Annotated in this window: 20 protein-coding genes; 7 read left to right on the top strand and 13 right to left on the bottom strand. The window is 72.7% G+C overall.

Features of this window, described 5'->3' with window-relative positions; all coding sequences use genetic code 11:
- Positions 1–324: 324 nt before the first annotated feature.
- The 6 genes from QMZ92_RS12105 to QMZ92_RS12080 form a co-directional block, all read right to left on the bottom strand.
- On the bottom strand, positions 325–1,707 hold the full coding sequence (locus QMZ92_RS12105; protein WP_283297301.1) for a Ni/Fe hydrogenase subunit alpha: 1,383 nt from the start codon (positions 1,705–1,707) through the stop codon (positions 325–327).
- Positions 1,704–2,495, bottom strand: coding sequence for an NADH-quinone oxidoreductase subunit B family protein (locus QMZ92_RS12100; RefSeq protein WP_283297300.1), 792 nt, complete (start codon positions 2,493–2,495; stop codon positions 1,704–1,706). Before QMZ92_RS12100 ends, QMZ92_RS12105 begins: the two co-directional genes overlap by 4 nt.
- A gap of 1 nt (position 2,496) precedes the next feature.
- Entirely contained in the window at positions 2,497–3,303 is an 807-nt protein-coding gene (locus QMZ92_RS12095) for an FAD/NAD(P)-binding protein (protein ID WP_283297299.1), read from the bottom strand.
- Entirely contained in the window at positions 3,300–3,716 is a 417-nt protein-coding gene (locus tag QMZ92_RS12090) for a cyclic nucleotide-binding domain-containing protein (protein ID WP_283297316.1), read from the bottom strand. The genes QMZ92_RS12095 and QMZ92_RS12090 overlap by 4 nt, the downstream gene beginning before the upstream one ends.
- Before the next feature lie 71 nt (positions 3,717–3,787).
- Positions 3,788–4,957, bottom strand: coding sequence for a 4Fe-4S dicluster domain-containing protein (locus tag QMZ92_RS12085; RefSeq protein WP_283297297.1), 1,170 nt, complete (start codon positions 4,955–4,957; stop codon positions 3,788–3,790).
- Between the two features lie 190 nt (positions 4,958–5,147).
- Positions 5,148–5,669, bottom strand: coding sequence for a hydrogenase maturation protease (locus QMZ92_RS12080; protein ID WP_283297295.1), 522 nt, complete (start codon positions 5,667–5,669; stop codon positions 5,148–5,150).
- 469 nt (positions 5,670–6,138) lie between these two features.
- Here QMZ92_RS12080 and QMZ92_RS12075 point away from each other — a divergent pair, with 469 nt between their 5' ends.
- Positions 6,139–6,804: a CBS domain-containing protein gene (locus QMZ92_RS12075; RefSeq protein WP_283297294.1), complete on the top strand. Its 666-nt coding sequence runs from the start codon at positions 6,139–6,141 to the stop codon at positions 6,802–6,804.
- Positions 6,805–6,962: 158 nt separating this feature from the next.
- Here the strand turns inward: QMZ92_RS12075 and QMZ92_RS12070 are convergent, their stop codons facing one another.
- On the bottom strand, positions 6,963–9,611 hold the full coding sequence (locus QMZ92_RS12070) for a cation-translocating P-type ATPase (RefSeq protein ID WP_283297293.1): 2,649 nt from the start codon (positions 9,609–9,611) through the stop codon (positions 6,963–6,965).
- A 353-nt stretch (positions 9,612–9,964) separates the two neighbouring features.
- Here QMZ92_RS12070 and QMZ92_RS12065 point away from each other — a divergent pair, with 353 nt between their 5' ends.
- Complete coding sequence (locus QMZ92_RS12065; RefSeq protein WP_283297292.1) at positions 9,965–11,314, top strand: nicotinate phosphoribosyltransferase; 1,350 nt, start codon at positions 9,965–9,967, stop codon at positions 11,312–11,314.
- A gap of 362 nt (positions 11,315–11,676) precedes the next feature.
- Here QMZ92_RS12065 and QMZ92_RS12060 read toward each other — a convergent pair whose 3' ends face one another.
- Positions 11,677–12,366, bottom strand: coding sequence for a helix-turn-helix domain-containing protein (locus QMZ92_RS12060; RefSeq protein ID WP_283297291.1), 690 nt, complete (start codon positions 12,364–12,366; stop codon positions 11,677–11,679).
- 269 nt (positions 12,367–12,635) lie between these two features.
- Between QMZ92_RS12060 and QMZ92_RS12055 the strand changes: the two genes are divergently transcribed.
- On the top strand, positions 12,636–13,298 hold the full coding sequence (locus QMZ92_RS12055; RefSeq protein WP_283297289.1) for a CBS domain-containing protein: 663 nt from the start codon (positions 12,636–12,638) through the stop codon (positions 13,296–13,298).
- Positions 13,299–13,438: 140 nt separating this feature from the next.
- Here the strand turns inward: QMZ92_RS12055 and QMZ92_RS36005 are convergent, their stop codons facing one another.
- The 4 genes from QMZ92_RS36005 to QMZ92_RS12035 all read right to left on the bottom strand — a co-directional run bounded on the left by QMZ92_RS36005 (position 13,439) and on the right by QMZ92_RS12035 (position 18,052).
- Positions 13,439–13,645 (bottom strand): universal stress protein, encoded by a 207-nt coding sequence (locus QMZ92_RS36005; protein WP_349307721.1) that lies wholly within the window; start codon positions 13,643–13,645, stop codon positions 13,439–13,441.
- Between the two features lie 38 nt (positions 13,646–13,683).
- Positions 13,684–14,031 (bottom strand): DUF5335 family protein, encoded by a 348-nt coding sequence (locus QMZ92_RS12045; protein ID WP_283297288.1) that lies wholly within the window; start codon positions 14,029–14,031, stop codon positions 13,684–13,686.
- A 268-nt stretch (positions 14,032–14,299) separates the two neighbouring features.
- The gene (gene ppdK, locus QMZ92_RS12040; protein ID WP_283297287.1) at positions 14,300–16,990 is read right to left on the bottom strand and encodes a pyruvate, phosphate dikinase; all 2,691 of its coding nucleotides are present in this window, start codon (positions 16,988–16,990) and stop codon (positions 14,300–14,302) included.
- A gap of 210 nt (positions 16,991–17,200) precedes the next feature.
- Positions 17,201–18,052 (bottom strand): DMT family transporter, encoded by an 852-nt coding sequence (locus QMZ92_RS12035; protein ID WP_283297286.1) that lies wholly within the window; start codon positions 18,050–18,052, stop codon positions 17,201–17,203.
- Positions 18,053–18,233: 181 nt separating this feature from the next.
- On the opposite strand from QMZ92_RS12035, the gene QMZ92_RS12030 reads away from it, so the two are divergent.
- Together QMZ92_RS12030 and QMZ92_RS12025 are read left to right on the top strand one after the other, a co-directional pair.
- Positions 18,234–19,103 (top strand): CBS domain-containing protein, encoded by an 870-nt coding sequence (locus QMZ92_RS12030; RefSeq protein ID WP_283297285.1) that lies wholly within the window; start codon positions 18,234–18,236, stop codon positions 19,101–19,103.
- 174 nt (positions 19,104–19,277) lie between these two features.
- On the top strand, positions 19,278–19,910 hold the full coding sequence (locus QMZ92_RS12025; protein ID WP_283297284.1) for an Rv1733c family protein: 633 nt from the start codon (positions 19,278–19,280) through the stop codon (positions 19,908–19,910).
- Between the two features lie 447 nt (positions 19,911–20,357).
- On the opposite strand, the gene QMZ92_RS12020 is transcribed toward QMZ92_RS12025, so the two are convergent.
- Positions 20,358–21,098 (bottom strand): DUF4142 domain-containing protein, encoded by a 741-nt coding sequence (locus QMZ92_RS12020; RefSeq protein WP_283297282.1) that lies wholly within the window; start codon positions 21,096–21,098, stop codon positions 20,358–20,360.
- 537 nt (positions 21,099–21,635) lie between these two features.
- Between QMZ92_RS12020 and QMZ92_RS12015 the strand changes: the two genes are divergently transcribed.
- Together QMZ92_RS12015 and QMZ92_RS12010 are read left to right on the top strand one after the other, a co-directional pair.
- Positions 21,636–22,415, top strand: a complete 780-nt coding sequence (locus QMZ92_RS12015) for a YhjD/YihY/BrkB family envelope integrity protein (RefSeq protein ID WP_283297281.1) — start codon at positions 21,636–21,638, stop codon at positions 22,413–22,415.
- Positions 22,416–22,648: 233 nt separating this feature from the next.
- A complete protein-coding gene (locus QMZ92_RS12010; RefSeq protein WP_283297280.1) occupies positions 22,649–24,496 on the top strand; it encodes a glycoside hydrolase family 15 protein in 1,848 nt (615 codons plus the stop codon).
- The last annotated feature ends 177 nt before the right edge of the window (positions 24,497–24,673 follow it).

The raw sequence follows: 24,673 nt of genomic DNA, 5'->3' as shown, positions 1-24,673 counted from the left end.
GGGACGCGGGGGAGCGGTGGAAAGTGGCCGACACACCATCGTGCACCGCGCAATCAGGATCCGCGAGAAGCGGATGGGCCCCTCCCGCCCTTGCGCGCCGCGGCCACCGGACCGGTCCTGGAACGTCGGGGCGGGGCGGCGACGAACTCGGGGCAGGGTGGCGACGATCGTCCACTCGAGCCCGACGGACTTCTCGGTGTGGGGCGCTCCCGGGCATTCGGGGCCGACGACCGCACATCGGCGTAGACCGCGAGGCGCGGTCGCGCCGAGGGCTGACGGGGCCGAACGGCCCCTGCCGGCTCGGCCGTCGCACGGTCGAGCGGATCAGACGGGTCGCGGCGTCCGTACGATGTCCAGTTCCAGGAAGTGCGCCGAGCACGAGATGCACGGATCGTGGTTGCGGACGGCACGTTCGCACAGCCGGGTGAGTTCGTCCTCGGAGTCCTCACCGCGGTCCAGCCCGGCCTGGACGAGCCTGCGCAGGTCCTCCTCGATGGCGCCCTGGTTCTGGGCGGTCGGCGGCACGATGCGGGCGTCGGTGACGCGTCCCTCGCCGTCGAGGGCGTAGCGGTGGTAGAGCAGCCCGCGCGGAGCCTCCGTCGCACCGTGCCCGACGCCCGCCCGGGCAGGCACCTCCACATACGGCCGGGCGGGCCGCTCGTACACCGCGATGATCCGGAGGGCCTCCTCCACGGCGTAGAGGACCTCCACGGCGCGGACGAGGATGCTCCGGTACGGGTTCCTGCAGACCTCGCCCGGCCGGCCGTCCTCCGTCTCCGACGTCAGCGGGGGAGCGCCCAGCCCGGCTTCGCGTGCTGCTTCGAGGGCCGTCGGGGAGAGCAGGTGGCCGTTGAGCGCGTAGCGGGCGAGGGAGCCGGTGAGATGTCTGCGGCCGTCCAGCCGGGAGTGGAGGGCCGTGGAGTGGGGGACCTGTTCCTCGGTGACGTGCTCGGAGAAGTCGCCCAGCGGGAAGCCGCGTGGCGGGAGCGTGCGGTCGTAGGGGAGGACGGCCGGGGTCCCGGACTCGATCGCGTAGGTGCCCGGCTCGGTGAGGGCGAGCAGGTCGGCGTCGCACTCCGCGTCGGGGAACTCGAAGCCGGCGACCCAGCGCAAGGTGTCGCGGGCGTCGTCGAGGGCGGTACGCAGCCGTTCGGCGAGGGGACGGAGTTCGGCGCGGGTCGGGGTGCGGTGGAAGCCTCCGAGACGGACGTTGACGGGGTGGATCGCGCGTCCCCCGAGCAGTTCGACGACGGCGTTGCCGGTCTGCTTGAGCCGCAGTCCGCGCTCGACATGGGCCAGGTGGGAGCGGGACATGCCGATCACGTCGTCGTGGCCGAGGAAGTCCGGGGCGTGCAGGAGGTGGATGTGCAGCGTCTGGCTCTCGATCCACTCGCCGCAGTACAGCAGGCGGCGAAGTGCGGCGAGTTGTCCGTCGACCGCGACCCCGCAGACGTCCTCGATCGCCCGGCAGGCGCTCAGCTGGTAGGCGACGGGGCAGATCCCGCAGATGCGCGAGGTGAGGTCGGGGGGCTCGGTGTGGGACCTGCCGCGCAGGAAGGCTTCGAAGAACCGCGGAGCCTCGTAGATGCTCAGCCGGGCCTCCTCGACGGTGCCCTCGTGGACGCGCAGGTGCAGTGCGGTCTCCCCCTCGACCCGGCTGAGGGCGGGGACGCGCAGCACCTGGGACCGGTTCGCCGGCTCGTTCATCCGGGTCCTTCCTCCTCCACGGCGGTGAAGGCGGTGACGTTGAACGTGTGCAGGAACCTGTCGATGTCCTCGTCGCCCATCCCGTCGCGGTGCATGAGGGGGACCAGCGCGGGGAGGTTGGTCGTGCCGGCCGGGCCGAAGCAGCCGTAGCAGCCCCGTCCGTACGTCGGGCACAGGGCGCCGCACCCGGCGTGGGTGACCGGGCCGAGGCAGGGCGTGCCGTGGGCGACGGTGACGCAGACGTTGCCGCGCCGCTTGCAGGCGAAGCAGACGGCGTGGTTCGGGATGCCGGGCTTCCGTCCGGTGAGGAAGGCGGTGATGACCTCCACCAGTTGCCCGCGGTCGATGGGGCAGCCGCGCAGCTCGAAGTCGACCGGTACGTGAGCGGAGATCGGTGTGGAGGTGGCGAGGGTCTCGATGTAGTCGGGCCGGGCGTAGACCGCCGCCAGGTACTCCCCGACGTCCGCGTAGTTGCGCAGCGCCTGTACCCCTCCGGCCGTGGCACAGGCGCCGATGGTGACGAGGTGGCGGGACTCGGCGCGGATGCGCCGCAGGCGTTCTACGTGTTCGGGGGTGCTGACGGACCCTTCGACGAGCGACAGGTCGTACGGGCCCGGCGCCACGTCACCGGACGCCTCCAGGAAATGGGCGATCTCCAGCGCGTCGGCGATGCCGAGAAGTTCGTCCTCGCAGTCGAGGAGGGTGAGCTGGCAGCCGTCGCACGAGGCGAACTTGAACACCCCCAGTCGGGGGCGGGACGGCGGCCGGGACGTGGTGGAAAGGCTCATGTCACAGTTCCCGTACGGTGAGCAGTGGTTCGGCCCGGTCGAAGCCGACGACCGGGCCGTCGCGGCAGAGCAGTAGGGGACCGAGCTGGCAGTGCCCGCAGTGGCCGGTGGCGCAGCGCATGTTCCGTTCGAGGGAGACCTGGACGCGGTCGGGGCGGACCCCCCGGTGGATCAGATCGCGGGCGGTCACACGCATCATGACCTCGGGGCCGCAGACGAAGGCGGTCGTGTCCGCCGGCGTGAAGCGCGCCTCCCCGAGCAGCGTGGTGACGACTCCGACCCGGCCGGTCCAGTCGTCCTCGGGCCGGTCGACCGTCGCGGCGCCGAACGGCCTCCCCCATGCGGGGAACTCGTCCTGGTACAGGAGCTCGCGCGGGCTCCGGGCACCCGCGAGGACGTTCAGCCGTCCGTACTCGTGGGCGTCGGCGAGAACGGCGTCGACCAGGGGCCGCAACGGCGCGAGCCCGATGCCGCCGGCGATGACGAGAAGATCGTGGCCACGGGCGGCCGCCAGGTCCCAGTGCGTTCCGAACGGGCCGCGCACCCCGACCCACGCACCGGTCCGCAGGCCGCACAGCGCACGGGTGACGGCCCCGACGGCGCGCACCGTGTGCGTCAACCGCCGCGCGTCGGGTGTCCGGGAGACGGAGACGGGGACCTCGCCGACCCCGAACGCGTAGAGCATCGCGAACTGGCCCGGGGCGAAAGGGCTCAGAGCCTCTGCGGCCGGCTCCAGGACGAGCGTGACGGTGTCGTGCGTCTCGTCCCGGCGGTCCACGACGCGGTAGGGGAGGGGAGCGAGGGTCATGGCTCGGTCCCGTTCCCGTTCCCCGGCGATCCCGGCGGCCCGTACAGGTCGAGCAGTCGGGTGCGGGTCGCCCTGAGCCGGTCGCCGATGGTCTCGGCGACGGCGGTGACCAACGCCAGCCCCAGCTCGGGGCGTTCGGCACACAGGCCGCGCACGGCGACGGCGTCGAACTCCCATGCCCGTACGGGGCCCCGGGTCTCTGCGCCGAGGTGCCAGCGCCGGGGCGGGTACAGCCACGACCAGCCGAGCAGGGCGCCCCTGCCGATGGTCTCGACGACGGCCTGACCGCGCCCGGGAACATGGACGTCGAGCGCGACGGTGCCCGAACGGATGATCCAGAAGCGGTCCGCCTCCCCGCCCTCCTCGAAGATCCGCGTGGCGCCCGGGAAGGCGGCTTCGCGGGCGAGGGCCATCAACCGAGCACGGTGCTCGGCGGGCAGGGCCGTGAGCGTCCGTTCGCCGGCGGGTTCGTCCGTCTGCGGGGTCACGGTGCGCCCTCCGTCCGCGTGGCCTCCCGGTGGAGGGCATGTGCCTCTTCGGTGAGGTCGATGCCGGTGGGGCACCAGACGATGCACCGGCCGCAGCCGACGCAGCCGGAGCTGTCGAACTGGTCGTGCCACGTGCCCAGTTTGTGGGTGAGCCACTGGCGGTAGCGGCTGCGGGGGGTGGCCCGGACCGGGCCGCCGTGGAGGAGCGAGAAGTCCAGGTCGTAGCAGGAGTCCCAGCGGCGCCACCGCTCCGCGTGGTCGCCGGTCAGGTCGGTCACGTCCTCGGTGGTCGTGCAGAAGCAGGTGGGGCAGACCATGGTGCAGTTGCCGCAGCTCAGACATCTGGCCGTGACGTCGTCCCAGCGGTCCGCCTCCAGGGTGTCCCGCATCAGTGTGCGCAGGTCCACCGGCGGCATGGACCGGCCCATGCGTTCGGCCGCCTCGCTCACCGCGGAGGCGGCTGCCGCGCGGGTGGGCTCGTCGGCGTCGCGGTGCGGGAGCTCCGCGAGCACCGCCGCACCCTCCGGGCTTCCGCTGCGGCACAGGAAGCGGTGGCCGGCGGCGTCCACGACCTCGGTGAGCGCGAGGTCGTACCCGGCGTCCGCGGCCGGGCCCGTGCCCATCGAGACGCAGAAGCAGGTGGCACCCGGCTCGGTGCACTCGACCGCGATCAGGAAGGCACCCGTTCGCCGGGAGAGGTAGGCGGGGTCACGGTAGCGGCCGCCGGCCATCACCCGGTCGAGGATCCGAATGGCCCGCAGATCACAGGGCCTCACGCCGAGGAAGGCGTACGAGATGCTCCTGGGTGCCTCCGGGCGGACGGTCAGACCGCCGTCGGAACGGCGGTCGGCGCTCCACTGACGAACACGCTCCGGATGGAGGAACGACTTCCACGACTGCGGCCCCGCACTGTGCGCGAAGGCGGCCCCGTCGGCACGTCGGCGGACCCGGTACCGCCCCGCCTCGAGTTCGACCCCCCAGCCGTACGGCAGCGCTTCGGCCGACTCGAGCTCGTCCAGGACGATGGCGCCGTCACGGACGGTGGGACCGATCACCGTGCGGCCGCGGCGCACCAGGACGCGGACGAGTTCGTCCAGTCCCTCGCGGTCGAGTACCGCCCCGGCCGGAGCGCCGGGTACCGCACCGGTGTTCTGGGGGTCCGTCATGGTTCGCCCCTCGTCCGGGGGCCGTTCGGCCCGGGAGGCACAGACTCCTCCGCCACGGTCCGCTGGACACGGCCGTACGGTGTGCTGTCGGTCGTGGACAGGGTGTCAGGTGCGTGCCTCTCCGGCTCCGATATGGGTCCGGCGTGTCCTTGGCGCGGGCCCGTCCCCCCGGGGCGGTGGCTGCCGGTGCTCACCCGTCCCGCGGACCGTGGGCCCGAGCCTCGCCGTCGCGGCGGATGTCCGCCTCGATCCGCCGGACCAGAACCGGCACGGCGCGTGCCACCGCCGGGGTGAGCCCCGTGCCCAGCGCACGGTCCGCTCCCTCCACCGCGTACACGACGAGACGGCCGGGACCGCGCCCGAGAACGTCGCCGAGCCGGACCGCCTCGGCGAGGCCGAGTCCGTGCGTGCTGTGCCGTGCCGGACCGGCCGGGTGGAAGGAGCCGTCGGGGTTTCCGGACCACCGGTGCGTACGCCCCGGCTGCGCCGACGGGGGGAAGCACGCATCGACGACCACTGCCAGGGCGGTGTCCTCCCAGAGGCCGATCAGCCGGCCGGGATCCCCGTCGGACCGCGCCAGCACGGTGGCCCGGGACAGCGGCTGCCGCGCGGCCCGGTCCTCCAGCGCGGTGACGACGGCCCACCCGACCCCGTCGTCCCGGCGGAACTCGTTACCGATCCCGATGACCGCCGTGCGGGCTACCAGTTCCATATGGAGTCTCCCTGAATCAGACTCGACGTGACGAACATGAGGAAACCACGCGTTTGCCGACGGGCCGTCTCTCGCCTCGTCGACGACGCGCGCCTCCCCGCACACGTCGCCGTCCGGGTCCGTCCGCGCCGCAGCCCGGGCCGGAGTACAGGGCCGCCTGCTCGCTCCGGGCTCCCTGAGGCCGCCGGCGTCCGACTCGGCCGCTCGCCGCCCGGCCCCGCCACGACCCGTCACCACACAGCGTGGGGGCGGCCCGCCGGGCAGGGCGGGGCAGCCCTGCCCGGCGGGCCGTTCGGCCCATGTGCCCGGCCCCCGGGCAGGGCCAGCGTGGTGGAAGGGACTGGGGGCGGGTGCGACGGCACCTCGCGTCACCTGTGCGGACGCCGTGGAGCGCGTCCGCCACGAGGCGGCCCGCTGCCGAGGAGGGGCCGCCCCGGGGGAGTCCCGCCACACAGGAAGGGGCACTGCCATGACCGATTCCCCGAGCACGGTGAGCGACGTCATGACCCACACCGCGGTCGCGGTGGGGCGTCATGCCGCGTACAAGGAGATCGTGGAGCTGATGGACCAGTGGAAGGTCAGTGCCCTGCCGGTCGTCGAGGGCGACGGGAGGGTCATCGGCGTGGTGTCCGAAGCCGACCTCCTGCCGAAGGAGGAGTTCCGTACCGACGCCCCCACGCTCGGCGAAGGGGCCCGGCCGGACCTGTGGAAGGCGGGTGCGGTGACCGCCGGTGAACTCATGTCGAGCCCCGCGGTCACCGTCCACCCGGGGGCGACCGTCGCGGAGGCCGCTCGGATCATGGCACGGCGCCGGGTGAAGCGGCTCCCGGTGGTCGACCGGGTCGGCATGCTGGAGGGCGTGGTCAGCCGCAGCGACCTGCTGAAAGTGTTCCTGCGCACGGACGAGGACCTCGCCGAGGACGTCCGTCGCCACGTCCTCGCGGACCTACCGGCTGCTGTCGGAGTGGAGGTGTCCGTCACGGACGGAGTGGTCACCCTCAGCGGGGAACTCCGGGACCGCCGACTGGTCCCGCTGCTGGCCAAGGCCGTCCGCGCGGTCGAAGGCGTGGTGGACATCCGCGTGGATCTGACCGGGAGCGCCGCTCGTCCCGCGCAACGAGGCAGGGAGGACTGAGCCGCAGGCGGGGCACGCACCTCGCCGCGTCGAAGTCCTCGCCCACGCGTTCTCCCGCCACGTCGCACAGGGGAAGTACGCGTCCCACCCACGTCACCGCTCCCCCCTCAAGCGGCCCCTGTGCGCCGGTCCTTGAGGGTACGGGCCACGCGGGTCACTCACGGCCGGGGCGCGCGGTGCGGATCCCCGGCCGCGTGCCCGGTGAGCCGCGCCACCCACGCCTGCCGGCTCAAGCGCGCCGCGGCGAAGCCGAGCAGGCCCGCAGCGCACGCGAGTCCCACCTCCGCCGCGTCCAGAGGGCGCGTCTCCAGAACCGACCGCAGGAACGGCACGTACACCGCGGCCACGCCCAGGGCCGCCGACGCCAGTACCGACAGCGGGAGGAAGAGGTTCTCGCGCGTGAACAGGCGGCCGCGCAAGGCCAGTACGACCCCCAGCTGGGCCGCCAGCAGGGAGAGGAAGAGCACGGTCTGCCAGGGGGAGCCGGCGGCACGCGCGACGAGTCCGGCGGCCAGACAGACCGCGGTCACCACGGTGCCCAGGAAGAGCACGCGTTGCCACAGACCGTGACCCATCACATGCTGGTGCGGCGGGCGGGGCGGCCGGTGCATCGCCTGTGGGGACACGGGCTCCGCTCCGACCGCGACGCCGGTCAGGCCGTGGGTCAGGAGATTGATCCACAGGATCTGGCCGGCCCGAAGCGGCAGGGCCAGCCCCAGCAGGGGCCCGACGAGCATCACCAGGATCTCCGCCGTGCCGCCGGCGAGGGCGTAGACGAGGAACCTGCGGATGTTGTCGTACACCCGACGCCCCTCCTCGACAGCGGCCACCACGGTGGTGAGTTCGTCATCGGTGAGTACCAGGTCGGCCGACTGACGCGCGACCTCGGTGCCCCGGCGGCCCATGGCCACGCCGATGTCCGCGGCGTGCAGAGCGGGGCCGTCGTTGACGCCGTCGCCGGTCATGGCCGTCACATGGCCACGGGCGTGCCACGCCTCGACGATGTCCAGCTTCTGCTGCGGGTCCGTACGGGCGAAGACCGTCACCGCGGTCGGATCGGCGATGCGGCCGGCCGCCAGGTCCGCTCCCGTGGCGACCGCCCCCTCGGTGTTCCCCGGGTCCACGAGCCCGACCCGTGCGGCCAGCGCGCGGGCGGTCGCCGGATGGTCCCCGGTGACCAGGACGGGGACGATCCCGGCGGCGCGGCAGGCCGCGAGGGTCGCGGTCGCGGCCGGTTTCGGGGGGTCGCTGATGGCGGCCAGGCCGAGGAGCCGCAGGCCGTGCTCCGCTTCCGAGGCCCTCGGCGGCCGCCCGGAGCACGTCCTTGAGGCCACCGCGAGGACGCGGAAGCCACGGGACGCCAGGCGCGCCGCCTCTCGCCGTGCTTCGGCGACCGGCTCGGGGCCCTCGTCCAGCACGGTGGGATCGAGCACCGCCTCCGGCGCGCCCTTGAGGCAGACGAGCGACCGCCCGGAAGGCGCCCTGTGCACGGTGGTCATCCGTTTCCTGAGACTGTCGAACGGCGCCTCGTCGGTCCTGGGGAATCTCTCCCGCAGGAGGCGCCGCTCCTCGCACCCCGCCTTCACAGCCGCGGTCAGCAGCGCGGCTTCGGTCGGGTCCCCGACCGCGGTCCAGCGGTCCCCGGAGCCTTCCGCGCCGCCGGGCGGCCGGAGGGCGGCGTCGTTGCACAGCGCCGCGACCGTCAGCAGCTCACGAACGGGTTCGAGTTCCGCGGCAGTCGCCGTTCTTCCGCTGACGCGCACCTCGCCCCTCGGCTCGTACCCGACCCCGGTGAACGCCACCAGCCCACGGGGAGTCCAGATCTGCTCCACCACCATCCGGCCCTCGGTGAGCGTCCCGGTCTTGTCGGTGGCCAGCACGGTCACGGAACCGAGCGTCTCGACGGCGGGCAGCCGGCGCACCACCGCATGCCGTGCCGCCATCCGCCGCGCGCCCAGCGCGAGCGCGAGCGTCACGACGGCCGGCAGCGACTCCGGTACGGCGGCGACGGCGAGACTGATCGCCGTCACCGCCATCGTGGCCGGCGGGAGACCCCGGAGCAGCCCGAGGGCGAAGACCAGCACGCACAGGGCCACCGTGACGAGAGCCAGCACCCGGCCCAGTGCCGCGAGCCGGCGCTGCAGAGGAGTGGGCCCGGTCCGGCCCTCCAGGAGGGACGCGATCCGGCCCAGTGCGCTGCTCTCGCCCGTGGCGACGACCTCGGCCACGGCCCTGCCCCTGACGGCGACGGTCCCGGCACCGAGGGCGGAGGCGCCCGGTTTCCGCGAGCGGACGTCCTTGTCGACCGGGACGGACTCCCCGGTCAGCATGGACTCGTCCACCAGCAGTGACGACGACCGGAGCAGACGTGCGTCGGCAGCCACGATGTCGCCCTCACCGAGCAGCAGCACGTCCCCCGGCACGACGTCCGTCGCCGGCACCTCCCGGTCGGTTCCCTCGCGCACCACACGTGCGGCCGGTGCGGACAGCGCCGAGAGCGCCGCGACGGCGTTGTCGGCCCTGATCTCCTGGACGACCCCCACAGTGGTGTTGACGACGACGACCAGGGCGATCACCACGGAGTCGGCATGGTCCCCGATCGCGACGGTCAGCACGATCGCGCCGAGCAGAACCATGATCAGCGGATCGCGGAGCTGGCCCAGCACGCGAACGTACAGGGGCAGTCTCGGACGTGTGGCCACCTCGTTCCGCCCGTACTCGCGCAGTCGGCGCGCCGCCTCCTCGTCCGTCAGACCGGTCGGCCGTGTGTCGTCGGACGGCATGATCCGCGTGGGATGAGAGGTCACGCTCGCCCTCCCGTCGGTTGGGCCGGGTGGTCTCGGGCCCGTACCGCGGAGGCGACGGTCCCGCCGGCCCCGTCCCGGACGGGGCCGCGGCTCGAGAGCCGGCTCGGAGCCTGGGACGAACGCGGCTCCGAGCCCATCCCCATCGTGCCCGTTCCGGCCGCGTCGGGCGGGGGCCGGTCGGTTCCGGCCGGGGGCCGTTCAGCCCTGCCCGGTGGGGGTGGCACCGGCGCACGCTGGAACCGCGTTCCCCATGGCCGCAACCGCTCGGGGCGGGATCCGAAGGGACGCCGCACGATCGCTCGGAGTCCCGGACCGCTCGTCCCGTGACGCGCACTTCGAGGAGGGTGCTCGCCGTGACCGACGCGACCACCACCGACCTGTACGAGGTCACCATGGCCATGTCCTACCTTCGTGAAGGCATGGACCGGCCCGCGACGTTCAGTCTGTTCGTCCGGGACCTGCCACCTGAGCGGGGCTTTCTCGTCGCCGCCGGCCTCGAACCCTCCCTGGACTATCTCGCCCGCCTCCGGGTGGGGCCGCAGGACGTACGGGACTTCGCCGCGACGCTGCACCGTCCGGCCGAGGACCTGGAAGGGCTGCTCGCCATGGAGTTCCTCGGCGACGTGCGTGCGGTGCCCGAGGGCCGGCTGGTGTTCGCCGGCGAGCCGCTGATGGAGGTCACCGCGCCGTTGCCGCAGGCCCAGTTCGTGGAAACCTACCTGCTGGCACAGATCTGCCATCAGACCGTCGTCGCCTCGAAGGCCGCGCGCTGTGTCATCGCCGCCGCCGGACGGCCGGTCGTGGACTTCTCCCTGCGGCGGACGCACGGTCCGCAGGCGGGGTTCCAGGCCGCACGCGTCGCCGCGATGGTCGGTTTCGCAGGCACCAGCAACGTGGCCGCCGCGGCGGAACTCGGGATACCGGCATCCGGGACCATGGCCCACTCCTACGTCGAGGCCTTCCCCAGTGAGGAGGAGGCATTCAGAGCCTTCGCCCGCGCGCACCCCGGGCCGGTGACATTCCTGGTCGACACCTACGACACCGACCTCGGTGTCAGGACGGCAGCCCGGGTGCTGGCCGACATCCGGAGGGGACCAGGGTGCGCCGTCCGCCTGGACAGCGGGGACCTGGGGGCCCTGGCCCACCGGGCACGGGGGATTCTCGACCGGGCCGGGCTGCCCGACGTCCGCATCATCGCCAGTGGCGGCCTCGACGAGTACGCGGTCGGCGCACTGGTGCGCAGCGGTGCGCCGATCGACGTGTACGCGGTGGGCACCAAGGTGGGGACCGCCGCGGACGCACCGTATCTGGACGCGGCCTACAAACTCGTCGAGTACGCCGGGCGACCGGTCATGAAACTGTCCTCGGCGAAGGCCACCGCGCCCGCCCCCAAGCAGGTGTTCCGCGGGCCGGGCTGCCGGGACGTCGTGGGGCTGGCGGGCGAGGAGCCACCGGACGGCGGGGAGCCCCTGCTGCACACCGTCATGCGGGGCGGCCGGAGAACCGGGCCACCGGACACGCTGGCGGCGGCCCGGGCGCGCTTCGCGGCCGACCTGTCGTCCCTGCCCGAGAGGGCACGCCGTATCCGCGGCGCGCAGCCCCCACCACGTCCCGTCGTCTCGCCACGCCTGGCCGCCCTGACGGCCAGGACGCGGAACGGGATCGAGGAGGCCGTCAGGCGGATGCTCGCTCGGAAGGGTTGACTCCCGTCCGGGGACCGGGCCTGCCGACCCCGCACGGGGCCGTTCGGCTCTCGCGGCAGCCCGCGTGCGGTCGCGTCGTGGTGTCGGGAGGACACCCCGCGGTGAGGAGAGGCCGGTCGAGCGGGCGGGTCCCGGCGCCGCGGGCGACGCCGCGGTGCGGCGGTCCTCCGGATCCTGCCGTCGTCCCGGGCGGCACTCGTCGCTGTTCCGCCCCGCACCGCGTCACCGCCAGTGTCGGGAACCGCCGACGGGCCCACCGCACCACTGCCGAACGAGCGGAGCGGTCGCCGTCCGGCCTCTCGTCCGACGCGTCCCGACTGCTCGCCGGTGATGCCGGATCCGCCGGACCGAGGCCCTCCGAGTCAGCCGTCCGCTGCGACGATCCTGCGCCCGGTGACGCGGGACGGCGTGAGTTCCACCCACAGGTCGCGCTGCCCGCCGGCCCAGGGTGAGGACGGGGCCAGTTCCGTCAGCCGGCGGACCGCGGCCTCCTCGGTGACGGCGCGCGCCGTTCCCACGGCCAGGACGCTCCACCCCCGGCTGAAGGCGTCGTCGATACGGTCCACCTCGAAGGCGACCTCGCTTCCCGCGGCGAAGGCGGGCACCTTGCCCAGCGCTGTACGGAAGGCGATGTCGGTCCCGTCGACCACGTAGTTCACCGGTACCACCGCCGGCCCTTCCGGCGTGAGCACTCCGATCCGCCCGACACCATGGCCGGACAGCAGGGACCGGCACTCCGACTCGTCGAGCTCGGCCAGTCCCGCGTCCCGCAGGGCCGCGCCCAGCCCGGGCGGCTGGTCCACCGTCCCCCCGGCCAGTTCGGCCACCGTCGTCTCCAGGGCGGCGGCGATCTGCTGCAACGTGGCCGTGTCGGGCGCCGCGGGCTGCTCCTCCAGGTACTGGACATAGGTGGCGGCCGCCCCACTGCGCGCCGCCACCTCCTCCCGGGTCAGTCCCAGTTGTTCGCGCCGGGCGGCGAGCCGGCGGCCCATGTCGGTGCGCGGGTGCGGCGACTGTCCGGCGGTGGAACCGTGTGCGGATGTACTGGGCATCGCGGGTCCGCCTCCCCTCGTCGGGCATCAGGGTCGTGGCCCGCAGCGGGCTTCCCCGGCACGCATCCGGTGCGACGCGGTGCGGAGTCACGTCGTCGCCCGCTCCGGGTCCTGCACCGTCAGGGTGTCCTGCACCGAGCACGGGACGCTTGGGCCGGACGGTCCCGAGGCGGCCCCTGTCGGCCCATCCCGGAGGCCACCGGCCCGTGGAAGGGTGGCACAAGGCGCTACCGTCCCTGTCGTCAGCCAGCTCCTCAGTGAGGCGCACCATGAGGTCCTCCGCCCCGCGCTCCGTCGAAGACGTGATGACGAAGAACGTCGTTGCGGTGGCCCCTCACGCGCGGTTCAAGGACATCGTGGCCGCCATGGGGCGGTGGAGCGTGACCGCCGTCCCGGTCGTCGACGACGAAAGGCGCGTGGTCGGTGTCGTGTCCGAAGCCGACCTGCTCCGGAAGGAGGAGGTCCGCGGCACCGATCCGGCCCGCGTGGACCAACTGCCCCGCCCGGACGCCGAAAGGGCCGGAGCCGTCAGGGCCGAGGACCTCATGAGCGCTCCGCCGGTCACGGTTCGGGCCGGCGCCACCCTGCCCCACGCGGCTCGCCTCATGGCCCGGCAGCATGTGAAGCGCCTGCCCGTCGTGGACGCGCACGGCGTTCTGAGGGGCATCGTCAGCCGGGCGGACCTCCTCAAGGTGTTCCTCCGCCCCGACGACGACATCGCGGTGGAAGTCCGGGATCTCGTCGACCGCCTCTTCGCGGACCGCCGTCCCGGGGTACGGGTCGACGTGGAGGACGGGGTCGTCACGCTCGGCGGAACGCTCGACGACAGCGGCCTCGTCGCCGTCGTCGGCCGACTGGCCGGGTCCGTCGAGGGGGTCGTCGACGTCCGCTGCGAGTTCGACCGCCCCGCGCCCGCGGCAGACGACCGCTGACGTTCGAGCGCGCGCCAGTGCGGCGCGGGGGATGTGCCACACCGCCCCAGGCGTCGTGCGGAGTGCGCCGCACCGGGCCGACACCGACGGTGCTCGCTGCTCTCGACACGGCCTCCTCTTCGCGCCTCGCGGTGGCGCGTTCAGGGATGACGGTCGCGGTGACAGGACCGTGGACCGAGGCCGGAGAGCGGTGCAACTCGCCCACCGATCAGTGCCCCGTCCTCACCCTCCGGGGCTTCGGTCTCCGGGCGCACGATCAGGACCGGGCATGTGGCGTGGACGGCGCACCGATGGCTCGCCGAGCCAAGCAGCGCCCGGCGGAAGCCGTCCCGGCCGCGGCTTCCCACCTCCGGGTGCACGGCCGTTGTGCTGTGGGGCCCGCCCGCTATTCCGCCGGGAAGAAGGTGATCAAAGTGGCTGTGTCGTCCGGCGCGACGATCCGTACGGCGGTTTCCGGAATGTCCTTCGTGGCGATGTCGATCTCCTTGGGGTGGGCCACCATATGGCGCAGCACCACCGGATAGCGCGGCGTCTTCCCGCCGACGGCGACGATCACCACATCGTCCTTGGGGTCGTAGGAGAGGTCGGCGAACGGCATGCGCTCCGCCTCGTACTGGTGCCCGACCGAGGCGTCCAGCAGTTCGACGGTGACGAGTCTTCCGTCGTGGTCGGCCGTGACGCCGTCGAGAGCGCCCTGCCACTGGCTGCGCTCGAGGGTCGAGGTTCGGGTCATGGTCAGCCTCCTCTGCGCTGCGGGACACCGGTTGGGCTCAGGCGGTTGCCGGACTGTGGGCACGGGACCGGCAGGCGACGGCCCCGCGATCGCCGCGGCCGGGCCGGTGGCCGGACCTGCGGTGGTTGCCACCTACGTGCTCGGGCCTCCCCTCTCATCATGCGCCCGTGGCACTCTCCACGCCCGGTCGAGCCGCCCCTGCACCCGTCGGGACGCCTCAACCCGGGCCGCCGTACTTTTGCGGCCCCCGGCGCAGTGCGGCAGGTGCTCAGCCGGCCGTGACGCCCTCCGATACGGCAGCCCTGCCCGCTTCCAGACGTGCGATCGGTACGCGGAACGGCGAGCAGGAAACGTAGTCGAGCCCCACCTCGTGGAAGAAGTGCACCGACGCCGGATCGCCTCCGTGTTCTCCACACACACCGAGCTCCAACTCGGGGCGTACCGCGCGGCCCTCGGTGACCGCGATCCGTACCAGCCGGCCCACGCCCTCGCGGTCGACGGTCTCGAACGGCGACGCCGGGAACACGCCCTTCTGCAGGTAGGCGGAGAAGAAGGCGGCCTCCACGTCGTCGCGTGAGAAGCCCCAGGTCGTCTGGGTGAGATCGTTCGTGCCGAACGAGAAGAACGCGGCCTCCCGGGCGATCCGGCCCGCGGTGAGAGCCGCCCTCGGCAGCTCGATCATCGTGCCGACCGGGCATGTGACGTCCATGCCCGTCTCCGCGGAGACGGCCGCCAGGACCCGTTCGGCCTCCTCCCTGACGAGGCGCAGCTCCTCCACCGCGTCCACCAGCGGAACCATGATCTCGGCGCGTGGAGTCCCGCCTGCCCGCATCCGCTCCACGACCGCCTCGGCGATCGCGCGCACCTGCATGGCGAACAGCCCGGGAACGACCAGTCCCAGCCTGACGCCCCGCAGCCCGAGCATCGGATTCCTCTCGTGCATACGGGAGACGGCCGCGAGCAACGCCGAGTCGCGCTCATCGGGCGGATCCCCGACCGCGTCCCTCCGGGCGACGCGGACGGCCAGATCCGTGCGGTCGGGCAGGAACTCGTGCAGCGGCGGGTCCAGCAGACGGATGGTCACAGGCAGTCCGTCCATCGCCTCCAGAATGCCGGTGAAGTCCGCACGCTGCAGGGGCAGGAGCGCGGCGAGAGCGGCATCCCGTTCCGCGTCGCCCTCCGCGAGGATCATGTCCTCGACGAGCCGGCGCCGGTCCCCCAGGAACATGTGCTCGGTGCGGCAGAGCCCGATTCCCTCGGCCCCGAAACGGCGTGCGCGGGCCGCGTCCTGCGGGGTGTCCGCGTTCGCCCTCACCTCCAGGCGCCGTGCCGCGTCGGCCTGCAGCATGAGCCGGTGCACATGGCGTACGAAGTCCTGCGCGGCAGCGTCCGGGGGCGCACCGCCGTCGAAGTACCGCACGACCTGGGACTCGACCAGAGGTACGGCTCCGAGGCGGACGGTCCCCTCGGAGCCGTCCACGGAGACGACCGAACCCTCGCCGACGGTCAGGCCGTCGACGACGAGGCAGCGTGCACGGACGTCCACGATCATGTCCTCCGCCCCGCAGACGCACACCTTCCCCATGCCCCGTGCGACCACCGCCGCGTGGCTCGTCTTCCCTCCGCGAGTGGTGAGAACGGCTTCTGCGGCGATCATGCCGGGCAGGTCGTCGGCGGTGGTCTCGTTCCGGACGAGCACCACCTTCTCCCCGGCGTCCGCCCTGCGCACGGCCTCGGCCGAGTCGAAGACGACCGCTCCCACCGCCGCTCCCGGGGAGGCGGGCACGCCCCGGGCGACCACGTCGGCCGTGCCGGCGGCGTCGAAGCGCGGGAACATGAGTCGGGTGAGCTGCTCACCGTCGACGCGAGCCAAAGCCTGACGGTGCGTGATCAGGCCCTCGTCGGCCATGTCCGAGGCGATGGTGAAGGCCGCCCGGGCGGTGCGCTTGCCGACGCGTGTCTGAAGCATCCAGAGCTTGCCACGTTCGATCGTGAACTCGACGTCGCACAGGTCGTGGTAGTGGCTCTCCAGCCGGGCCAGGTACTCCTGAAGCCGCCCGAACGACGCCGGGTCCAGAGCGGCCAGCTCCTGGAGGGGCACCGCGTTGCGCACTCCGGAGACGACGTCCTCGCCCTGGGCGCTCGGAAGGTAGTCGCCGTACACCCCCTTGCGACCCGTGGCCGGGTCCCGGGTGAAGGCCACACCGCTCCCCGAGTCCCGGCCCAGGTTGCCGAAGACCATGGTCTGAACGGTCACCGCGGTCCCCAGATCGTCCGGGATGCGCTCGCGGCGCCGGTACAGCCTCGCGCGCTCCCCGTTCCAGGAGGCGAACACGGCCAGGACGGCCTGCCGCAGCTGTTCGGCGGGCGACTGGGGGAACTCGAGGCCCGACCGCTCGGCGATCAGGTCCTTGAACGACTCGACGGTCCTGATGAGGTCGCAGACGTCCAGGCGGCTGTCGTCGGGGACGTGGTGCTGTTCCTCGATGCGCGTGAGCGTCTCCTCGAAGAGCGAGTTGTCCACGCCCATCACCGTGCCGCCGAACATCTGCACCAGCCGCCGGTAGGAGTCCCAGGCGAATCGCTCTCTCTCGGACGACTTGGCCAGCCCGAGCACCGAGTAGTCGTTGAGTCCGATGTCGAGGATGGTCTCCATCATTCCGGGCATCGAGACTCGGGCTCCGGACCTGACCGAGAGGAGCAGTGGGTCGTCCGCCTGACCGAGCCGCTTTCCGGCGGCCCGCTCCAGGGCGGACACGTGCTCGGCGATCTGGTGCTCCAGTTCGGGCGGCGGTTCGCCGCTCGACAGGAAGACCCGGCAGGCCTCGGTGGTGATGGTGAACCCTCTCGGCACGGGCAGGCCCAGGCGGGTCATCTCCGCGAGGTTCGCGCCCTTGTTCCCAAGGAGCTCGGCCATGTCGCGGCCGCCCTGGGCGAAGTCGTACACGTAGTCGGTCATGGCTGCTTCCGCGGCGACGTGCCGGCCCCCTCTGCGGGCCGGCGCCTACTCGTCCCACTGTCACCGACAGTGTTCGCAAGGGAGAAGGGCCATACGTCCCTGCATGGGGACGTTCGGACCGTCGGACCCGCAGGGACCGGTCGTTCTGCCGACCCGGGGCGTACGACGGTCGTCCCGTCTCCGGGAACGGCACGGGCCGGGTGCCGCTCTTCAGGCACGAGCCAGGGGCGAGCGGTCGAGGAGGAGGATGCCCGTCACCGCCACGGCCGCTCCCAGCATCTGCACGGCCAGTGCCGGAGGAGACTGCGCGAGCCGTTCGCCGAAGACGGCGATGCCGATCAGTACGGCGCAGATCGGTTCGAGGGTGTCGATGATCGGCAGGCTGATGGCCAGGGAGCCCGCCTGGTACGCGCTCTGCGACATGGTCAGGCCCAGAACTCCGATGACGATCAGCGAGTAGGGCTCCCACGCGAGGAACGCGCCGGCGCCCTGGGTCTGGAACCTGTCGGCCGTGCTCTTGGTCAGGCTGTCGAGGAGAGCGAACAGGAGCGCCGCGCAGACCGCGAACAGCGCGGTCCTCGTACTGCCGCGCCGCCGCAGGCCGGCGGGGGCCAGCAGCACCACGGCGCCGCCGACGGCGGCGAGCACGGGCACCCAGTCGGCGATGTCCGGAACCGCCCCGTGGGCGGGCGGCGGAAGGACCGTCAGGAACATGGCCACACCGCCCGCCGTGCACACGATTCCCGCTGCCTCCGGACGCGTCAGGGAGATGCCGCGTCGCCAGGCGAGGAACGGCAGGGCGAAGACGAGGTCCGTCGCGGCGAGCGGCTGGACCAGGACCAGACGGCCGGCGGCCAGGGCCAGGCCGAGCAGTGCGTACGAGGCGACGACGAGTCCCATCCCGGTCAGCCATTTCGGGCGACGGGCCAGCTCGAGCAGCAGTCGGAGCCGGAGGGAGTCCGACGCGGGGGCCTCACGCGCCGCCTGCTGCTGAAGTACCGATCCGACACCGAAGCTCAGGGCGGACAGCAGAGCGGCCGCCACCGCGACGGCGGTGTTCATGACGCCAGCATTCCGGTGCGGAGATACGAGGAAGGGCCCGACACGCACGGCATGCCCGTCGGAAGCGGCGGCGGCAGCCTCCGAAACGCTCAGCGGAAGGGCTGAACGGCCCGGGCGCCCGGCTCCCGCGCAAGGCGACAATGGGAGAGCGGGGGAGACCCTCCGGACGAGGGAGTCGGCCATGACCGATCGCGAGAGCCCCGCCGCCGGTGTCGAAGCGCGCCGTGCGGTACCCGGAAGAGCGAGCCGAATCGACGAACCCCTGCGGGAGGACATGCTGCTCCGGTACATCGGTGCGATGGCGGCGGCGTCCGCCCGGCACCAGGAGCCCCGCAGTTCGGCGGGCGGCGGGGCACCGGCCCGGCCCGCGCGCACGGGCCACCGGGCACGGTCGGCGTCCGATGTGGAAGCCGACCCGCTGCTGGTCCGAGATGTCATGGAGGCCGCTGTCGCATCGGTGCCGGGAGACTCCGCATTCATGGCCATCGCCCGAGCACTCACCGACGCCGGAGTGGGATCGCTGCCCGTGACAGACCCGGAGGGCCGGGTGATGGGTGTGGTGTCGGAATCGGACCTGCTGGCCAAGGCGGCGGTCGAGGCGACCGGTCACCGGCCCGGCGTGGCGGGTACCCTCGCTCGCCGGCGCCTGAACGAGAGTGCCCGCGCGGAAACGGCGGAGGACCTGATGACCGCTCCTGCCATCACGGTCTTCCCCGAGTCCACCGTCGCCGAGGCGGCGTGGCTGGCGGCGCTCTCCCGGCTGAAGAGGATGCCTGTCACCGACGAGGGCGGGCACCTCGTCGGTGTCGTGCGCAGGAACGCCCTTCTGGCGTCTCTCGTGAGGGACGACGAGGGCATCCGTGAAGAGATCGTGTCCAGGATTCTCGTGGAGGAGTTCCCCGGTGCCGGGAGCGCGGTCGAGATCACCGTCCGCAACGGGACGGTGGACGTGTGGGGGCGGATGGAACGGGCCGACGCGCGGCGGTTCCTCGAACGGATAGAAGGTCTTGCCGACGTCGCCGAAGTCGTCGATCACCTGGTGGCGGCCTGAGAACCCCGCGACGGGTCGTGGCGGCTGCCCTGGACGGTCCGTCCTGGGCCGACCGGCCCCAGGGTGGGGACGGTTGTCCCTACGAGCGACGGCGGGACATCGCCAAGGTGGAGGGAGCGACACAACACCCGCAGGTATCGCCTTCTCCCGGACGATCCACGAGGGAGGCCCGTCATGACGGACGAACGCTCCGTGCCCGGTTCACACGGGGTGGCCGGGGACACCCTGTGGAGGCACCTGGTGTGCGCTGCCGGCAGGGACACGAGGCCGCTGGTCCGCCCTGCGGACCGGGCCCGCAGCCGCCTGGTGGTGGAAGGAGCCTTCGCCGCGCTGGTGGCGCTGGTCCTGGCTGTGGTGGCCACTTGGGCCACGTGGACGGGCGAGCACCGTCGGGTGCTCGACGAGGAGCGGCGACAGGTGAGTGCGACCACGGTGGCCGACGCGGTGGCGAGCGCCAGTGACACCCGGTCCGGTGTGTCGGGCGCCGCGTCGGCCGAGGCGACCTGGAGCCGCCCGGGGAGTGGAGCGCACCACGGTGTCGTCGAGGTGCCGCGCGGTACGGAGGCCGGGAGCGTGATCCGGATCTGGGTCGACGAACGCGGGCGGCCGACCCCGAGACCCCCCACGGACGCGGACATGGCGTTCGCCTCGGCGCTGGCGGGAATCTCGGTGTTCGCCGTGGTCGCGGGCGCTGCCGTGGGGGTGACCGGTCTTCGGGGCCGTCGGCTCGAGCGCCGGACCCTGGACGCGTGGGAGGCCGAGTGGGGGGATGTCGAACCACGCTGGTCCGGTCGCCGGGGAGGGTGAGCGAAGACGACGGAGCGGGCTGCCGGACCCGGCCTGTGCCGCAGCGGGTGGGGCGCGGGCGCACGGAGGGGAGCGACGTCGGCACGGTGTACGGCGTGCACCGGCGCCTCACGTTCACTCGCCTGCGGAGTCAACCGCCCGCGGTCGATGGCGAGGAGGGCTGCCAGCCGCGGCCGGACGCCGGAATCGACTGCGTCACCGTGCCAGTGCCCAGCTTCCGTGCATGGGCCCGTCGCCGCTGGGCCCTCCTCGGCTCCCATCATTGCACAGTGCAAGGGAGAGCTCCAGGTGCGGGGCGGCCGGGAGTACGTGCTGTCCAGGCCGGCTTGGCCGGAGCGGCCGTTGCCTGACGCGGCGCCGGCATCCGCTGGGCTGTCGGAGAAGCACAGCCGGAACCCGCCGCGCTTGATCCGGCGATCTCGCGCGGCGGGTGGGGCGGCTTCCGGTCTACTGAGGGGTGACGGACTTCTCCACGTCGGCGAAGGTCGCACTGTCGACCAGGCCGGTGTCCTCCAGGACCTCGAGGTGGTCCAGCACGGTCTGGTTGGCCTGCCGAGCGTGTCGGCGGATGAGGTCGTTCTGGGTGGCGGCCCGGACCTCGCCGATGGTGGCGAAGATCTTTCCGTGCGAGGCGCGCAGCAGGTTCGCGAACAGGCGGTCGAACTCGGCTCCCTTGGCGTTCTCCATCTGCTTGACCCAGCCCTGCTGTTCGGCCGTGGCCTCGTCGGGAATCGCAACGCCCAGGATCTTGGCGTCCTCACGTACCAACTGGTCGAGCTTGCTGTGGCCGTCCATGAGGTGCAGGCCGGCGCGCTTGACCGCTTCGCTGGAGGCGTTCGTCTGGGCCAGCCGGCCGGCCGGGATCTCCCACAGGCCGGCCTGCCGCACCTTGACCAGGAAGGTCTTGTCCACCTCGGTCACCGGCTGGGGCCCGGTCTGTCCGGACGGGGCGTCCTCCGCCGCCTCGTTCTGCGCGTCCGCGGCGCCGGACGAGTGCCCGTATCCCGCGGTGCCGGACTGTCCGTAGCCGTTCTGTGCCGCGGCCCCCGCGGGGGTCGGCGCGGCCGAGGCCTCCTCATCACCTCCCCGTGTGATGAACAGCACGGTGGCGATGACCGCGCAGACGGCCACGATCACCGCGATGGTCCTGGGGACGGTGGATTCGGCGGCGCGTCGGTTGGAACGCATGATGCCTCCCGGTCGGCATGGGTACTTGCTCGTTCATGTCGCCCGGAAGCTGTTGTACGGCGGCTGGCACGGCACGCAGACAGCAGTACGGGCCCGACCGCCGCAGCGTTCACCCGTAGGCGGGAATCCTTTCGAACGGCCGGGTCCCGGCCCTCACCGGGCTGCCCGGTCAGCAGTCGGATTCGTGTCGTCACCGCGTGATCGTGGTCGTCACCGCATGGGAACCGCGGGCGCTGACGCATTCCGGACGGAGGGGCGGACGGGCGGGTGCACCGGGTGTACGCAGGGGGCTGACCGCGGTGGGCGGTCCGGCTCGCAACAGCACCACGGATTGCATGAGTTGACGAGGCAATCCGCCGCACCGCGCGGACACCCGACCCCGGGATCCCGAGAACGCCTCTCCTGCCGACTGGAGGCCTCGCGTCGATCCGGCGATCGGCGATCCGACCGTGGTAGTCGAGTCGCATGGATTCCACCGAAGGCCGAGCTGACGCATCCCTGCCCCGACGCCTCGGCCGACGGTTTCGTGAGTCCGTCATGGGCGGGCCGGGGGAGCGGGGCGGCGGCGACCTGGAGTTGATGAACCGCTCCCTGGGATTCGCTGCGATGGGCTTCCTCACCCTGGTGCCGCTGATGATCGTACTCGCGGCGGCGGACCCGGCTCAGGCATCCGGTTTCGCGCACTGGCTCAGCAGGGCCCTGAGCGCATCGACGGCGGCTCAGCCCGAGATCCAGCAGATGTTCGCCCCTCCACGACACGTCCTGCGAGCGACGACGAGCTTCAGCCTGGCCGCTCTCGCGCTCTTCGGCGTCACGTTCGGGGCGGCGGTGCAGACCGGCTACGAGAAGGCATGGGGGCTGGAACCGGCCCGAGGCGGCAGCTTGTACGCCGGCGCGCTGGCACGGCACGTGGTGTGGCTGTGTCTGGTCGTGGGGTACGTGCTGGTGTTCACCAACACGCCGCTGCGGAGGCAGAACGTCATCACGACGCCGCAGGGGACGGCCGGCGCCGTTCTCGTCACGGTGATGCTCCTGTGGGCTTCGCAGAAGGTCCTCCTCGGCCGCCGGGTCGGGTGGAGAGCCCTCCTGCCGGGCGCCCTCGCAACCACCGTCGGCCTGCTCGGCCTTCGTCTCTTCTCCCGCCTCGTCTTCTCCCCCCTGATCGTGACGAGCGCCGTCGCGTACGGCCCCGTCGGGACGATGCTGGTCGTCCAGTCCTGGTTCGTCGGCGTGGGTTTCGTGATCTACGGAGGAGCGCTCGTGGGCAGGATTCTCCACGAAGAGGTACGGCCGGGCCCGCGGCGCCGGCACGGCTGACCGGCGGCCGCAGCGGCCGCCGGTCAGCCACCGGGCCTGGCGCCCCTGGCACTCGGCCGGGCCGCACGGCACGCTCGGCGGTCCCTCGTCCGTGACCGTCCCGGTTTCCGTGGCGCACCGTCCCGCGGGGAACGGAGGACCTTCCGGACGAGCACCGTCCGCCCGCGATCCGCGCGCGCCCTCGCACCGTCGACCCGCACGCTTGGCCGTCGCATTCTGGGTAGGAGCCGTACATGGGCGAGTGGCGCCCCTTGAGGCGTGTCCAGGGCTACCTGCCGATCGCCGATCACGGACTCGTCGGTGACGGCCGGACCTGCGCCCTGGTCGGCCGGGACGGCGCGGTGAGTTTCATGTGCGTCCCGCGCTTCGACTCGGTGCCCCTCTTCGCCTCCCTGCTCGACCACCGCAGAGGGGGAGAACTGCTGATCGCGCCCGCGCGGGTGACCGAGAGCCGCCAGCGGTACGTGTCCGGCACCGGTGTGCTCATCACGGAGATGCGCGGGCCGGAGGGGGCGGTCGAGATCACCGATGCGTTCCCACTCGCGCCGGACGCGCGTCTGGAGGAGGACGCGAGGGCCGGCCGCGAGGAACTTCTGCGACATGTGCGCGTGACGCACGGCAGCGTCGAGCTCTGTTTCCGCCTCAGCCCTCGCCGGGGCGACGAGGTCGGCCCGGACGGGCGGGTATGGGTCCTCCGCGGTCCGGGCCGGCCCGCCGTGTACGTCCGGCTCTCCCGGCCCGTGCCCGGTACGGACAGCACGATCGCCCTCGGGCCGGGGGAGGATCTGACCGTCTCCCTGACCTGGGGCGCCGGGGCCCGCCACGGCGCCGGGAGTCTCGACCGGCCTTCCGCGTGCCTGGACGCCACCGCACGGGTCTGGAGGCGATGGGCCGCTCACGTGGTGCGGGACGTACCCCACCCCGATCTGGTACTCCGCTCCGCGATCACCCTCAAGCTGTTGGACCATGTGGAGAACGGGGCGCTCATCGCCGCCCCCACGTCCTCCCTTCCGGAACGCATTCACGGCACACGGAACTGGGACTACCGGTACGCCTGGATCCGGGACACCGCCTACGCGGTCTTCGCCCTCCGGCGCATCGGACTGCCCATGGAGGCCGAAGGCTTCCTGAGCTGGGCCCTGACCGCCTCCCACGAGAGCGGGCGTCCTCTCGTCCTCTACGACCTGGACGGACATGCCCCGCCCCATGAGGTCGAGGACGCGGCACTGGAGGGCTATCGCGGATCCGCTCCGGTGCGCTGGGGAAACGCCGCTGCGCGCCAGGTGCAGCACGACGTGTACGGCGAGATCCTCGACTGTGCGTTCCAGCGGGCCGCGACGGGGGGTGTGCTCGACCCCGGTCTGTGGCGGCGGCTCGAACGCCTCGCCGAGGAGGCCCGCACCGCGTGGAACCGTCCGGATCACGGTATCTGGGAGGTACGCACGCACGGTCGGCCGTTCACGTACTCGGCCGCCATGTGCCAGGTGGCCCTGGACCGGGCGGCACGCCTGTCCCGCATGCTGCGCCTGCCCGGTGACGCGGAGGGCTGGAGCCGGGATGCCGGGCGTCTCGCAGCCCGGATCCTGGACGAGGCCTGGGACGAGGAGGCAGGAGCCCTCACCGAGCACCTGGGCGGTGGCGGCCTGGACGCTTCCCTGCTCGCCCTTCCGCTCAGACGGGTCGTTCCCGCCGACCACCCCCGCATGGTCGCCACCACCCGGGCGGTGGCGGACCGCCTCGGCGCGGGTGGCGGTCTGCTCCACCGCTACCTGCCCACGGCCTCACCGGACGGCATCGACGAACCCGAAGGAGCCTTCCTCCTGTGCAGCTTCTGGATGGCGGACAATCTGGCCGGACAGGGGCGCATCGACGAGGCGACGGAACTCTTCGACCGGCTCTGCTCCTACGCCGGTCCCCTGGGGCTCCTGCCCGAGCAGGTCGACCCGTCCGACGGTTCGTTCCTCGGCAACTTCCCGCAAGCGATCAGCCATGTCGGCCTGCTGGCCACGGCCGTCGTGCTCGCCCGTGCCCAGCGCGGGGTACGTCCCGACCTGTCCACGCGGACGTGGTCGCGCAAGTGACGGCGCCTCACCGGGGCAGTGGCCGTCCCGGGCGGTCACCCGTGCGCCGGCCTCACGCGCCGTCAGGGGCCTGACCGACGGCGGCGGCCCTGCAGGGACCGGGCAGCCTGCGGGCTACGGAGGCGAGTCGCCCCCGGACCCGGGAAGCGGTACTCGGAACGGGACCGGTGAAGCGGT

The organism is Streptomyces sp. HNM0645 (assembly GCF_030056615.1).
Taxonomy (GTDB): Bacteria; Actinomycetota; Actinomycetes; order Streptomycetales; family Streptomycetaceae; genus Streptomyces; species Streptomyces marianii.
The sequence above is the reverse complement of the archived record's forward strand: the minus strand, read 5'-3'. Positions and strand labels throughout refer to the sequence as shown.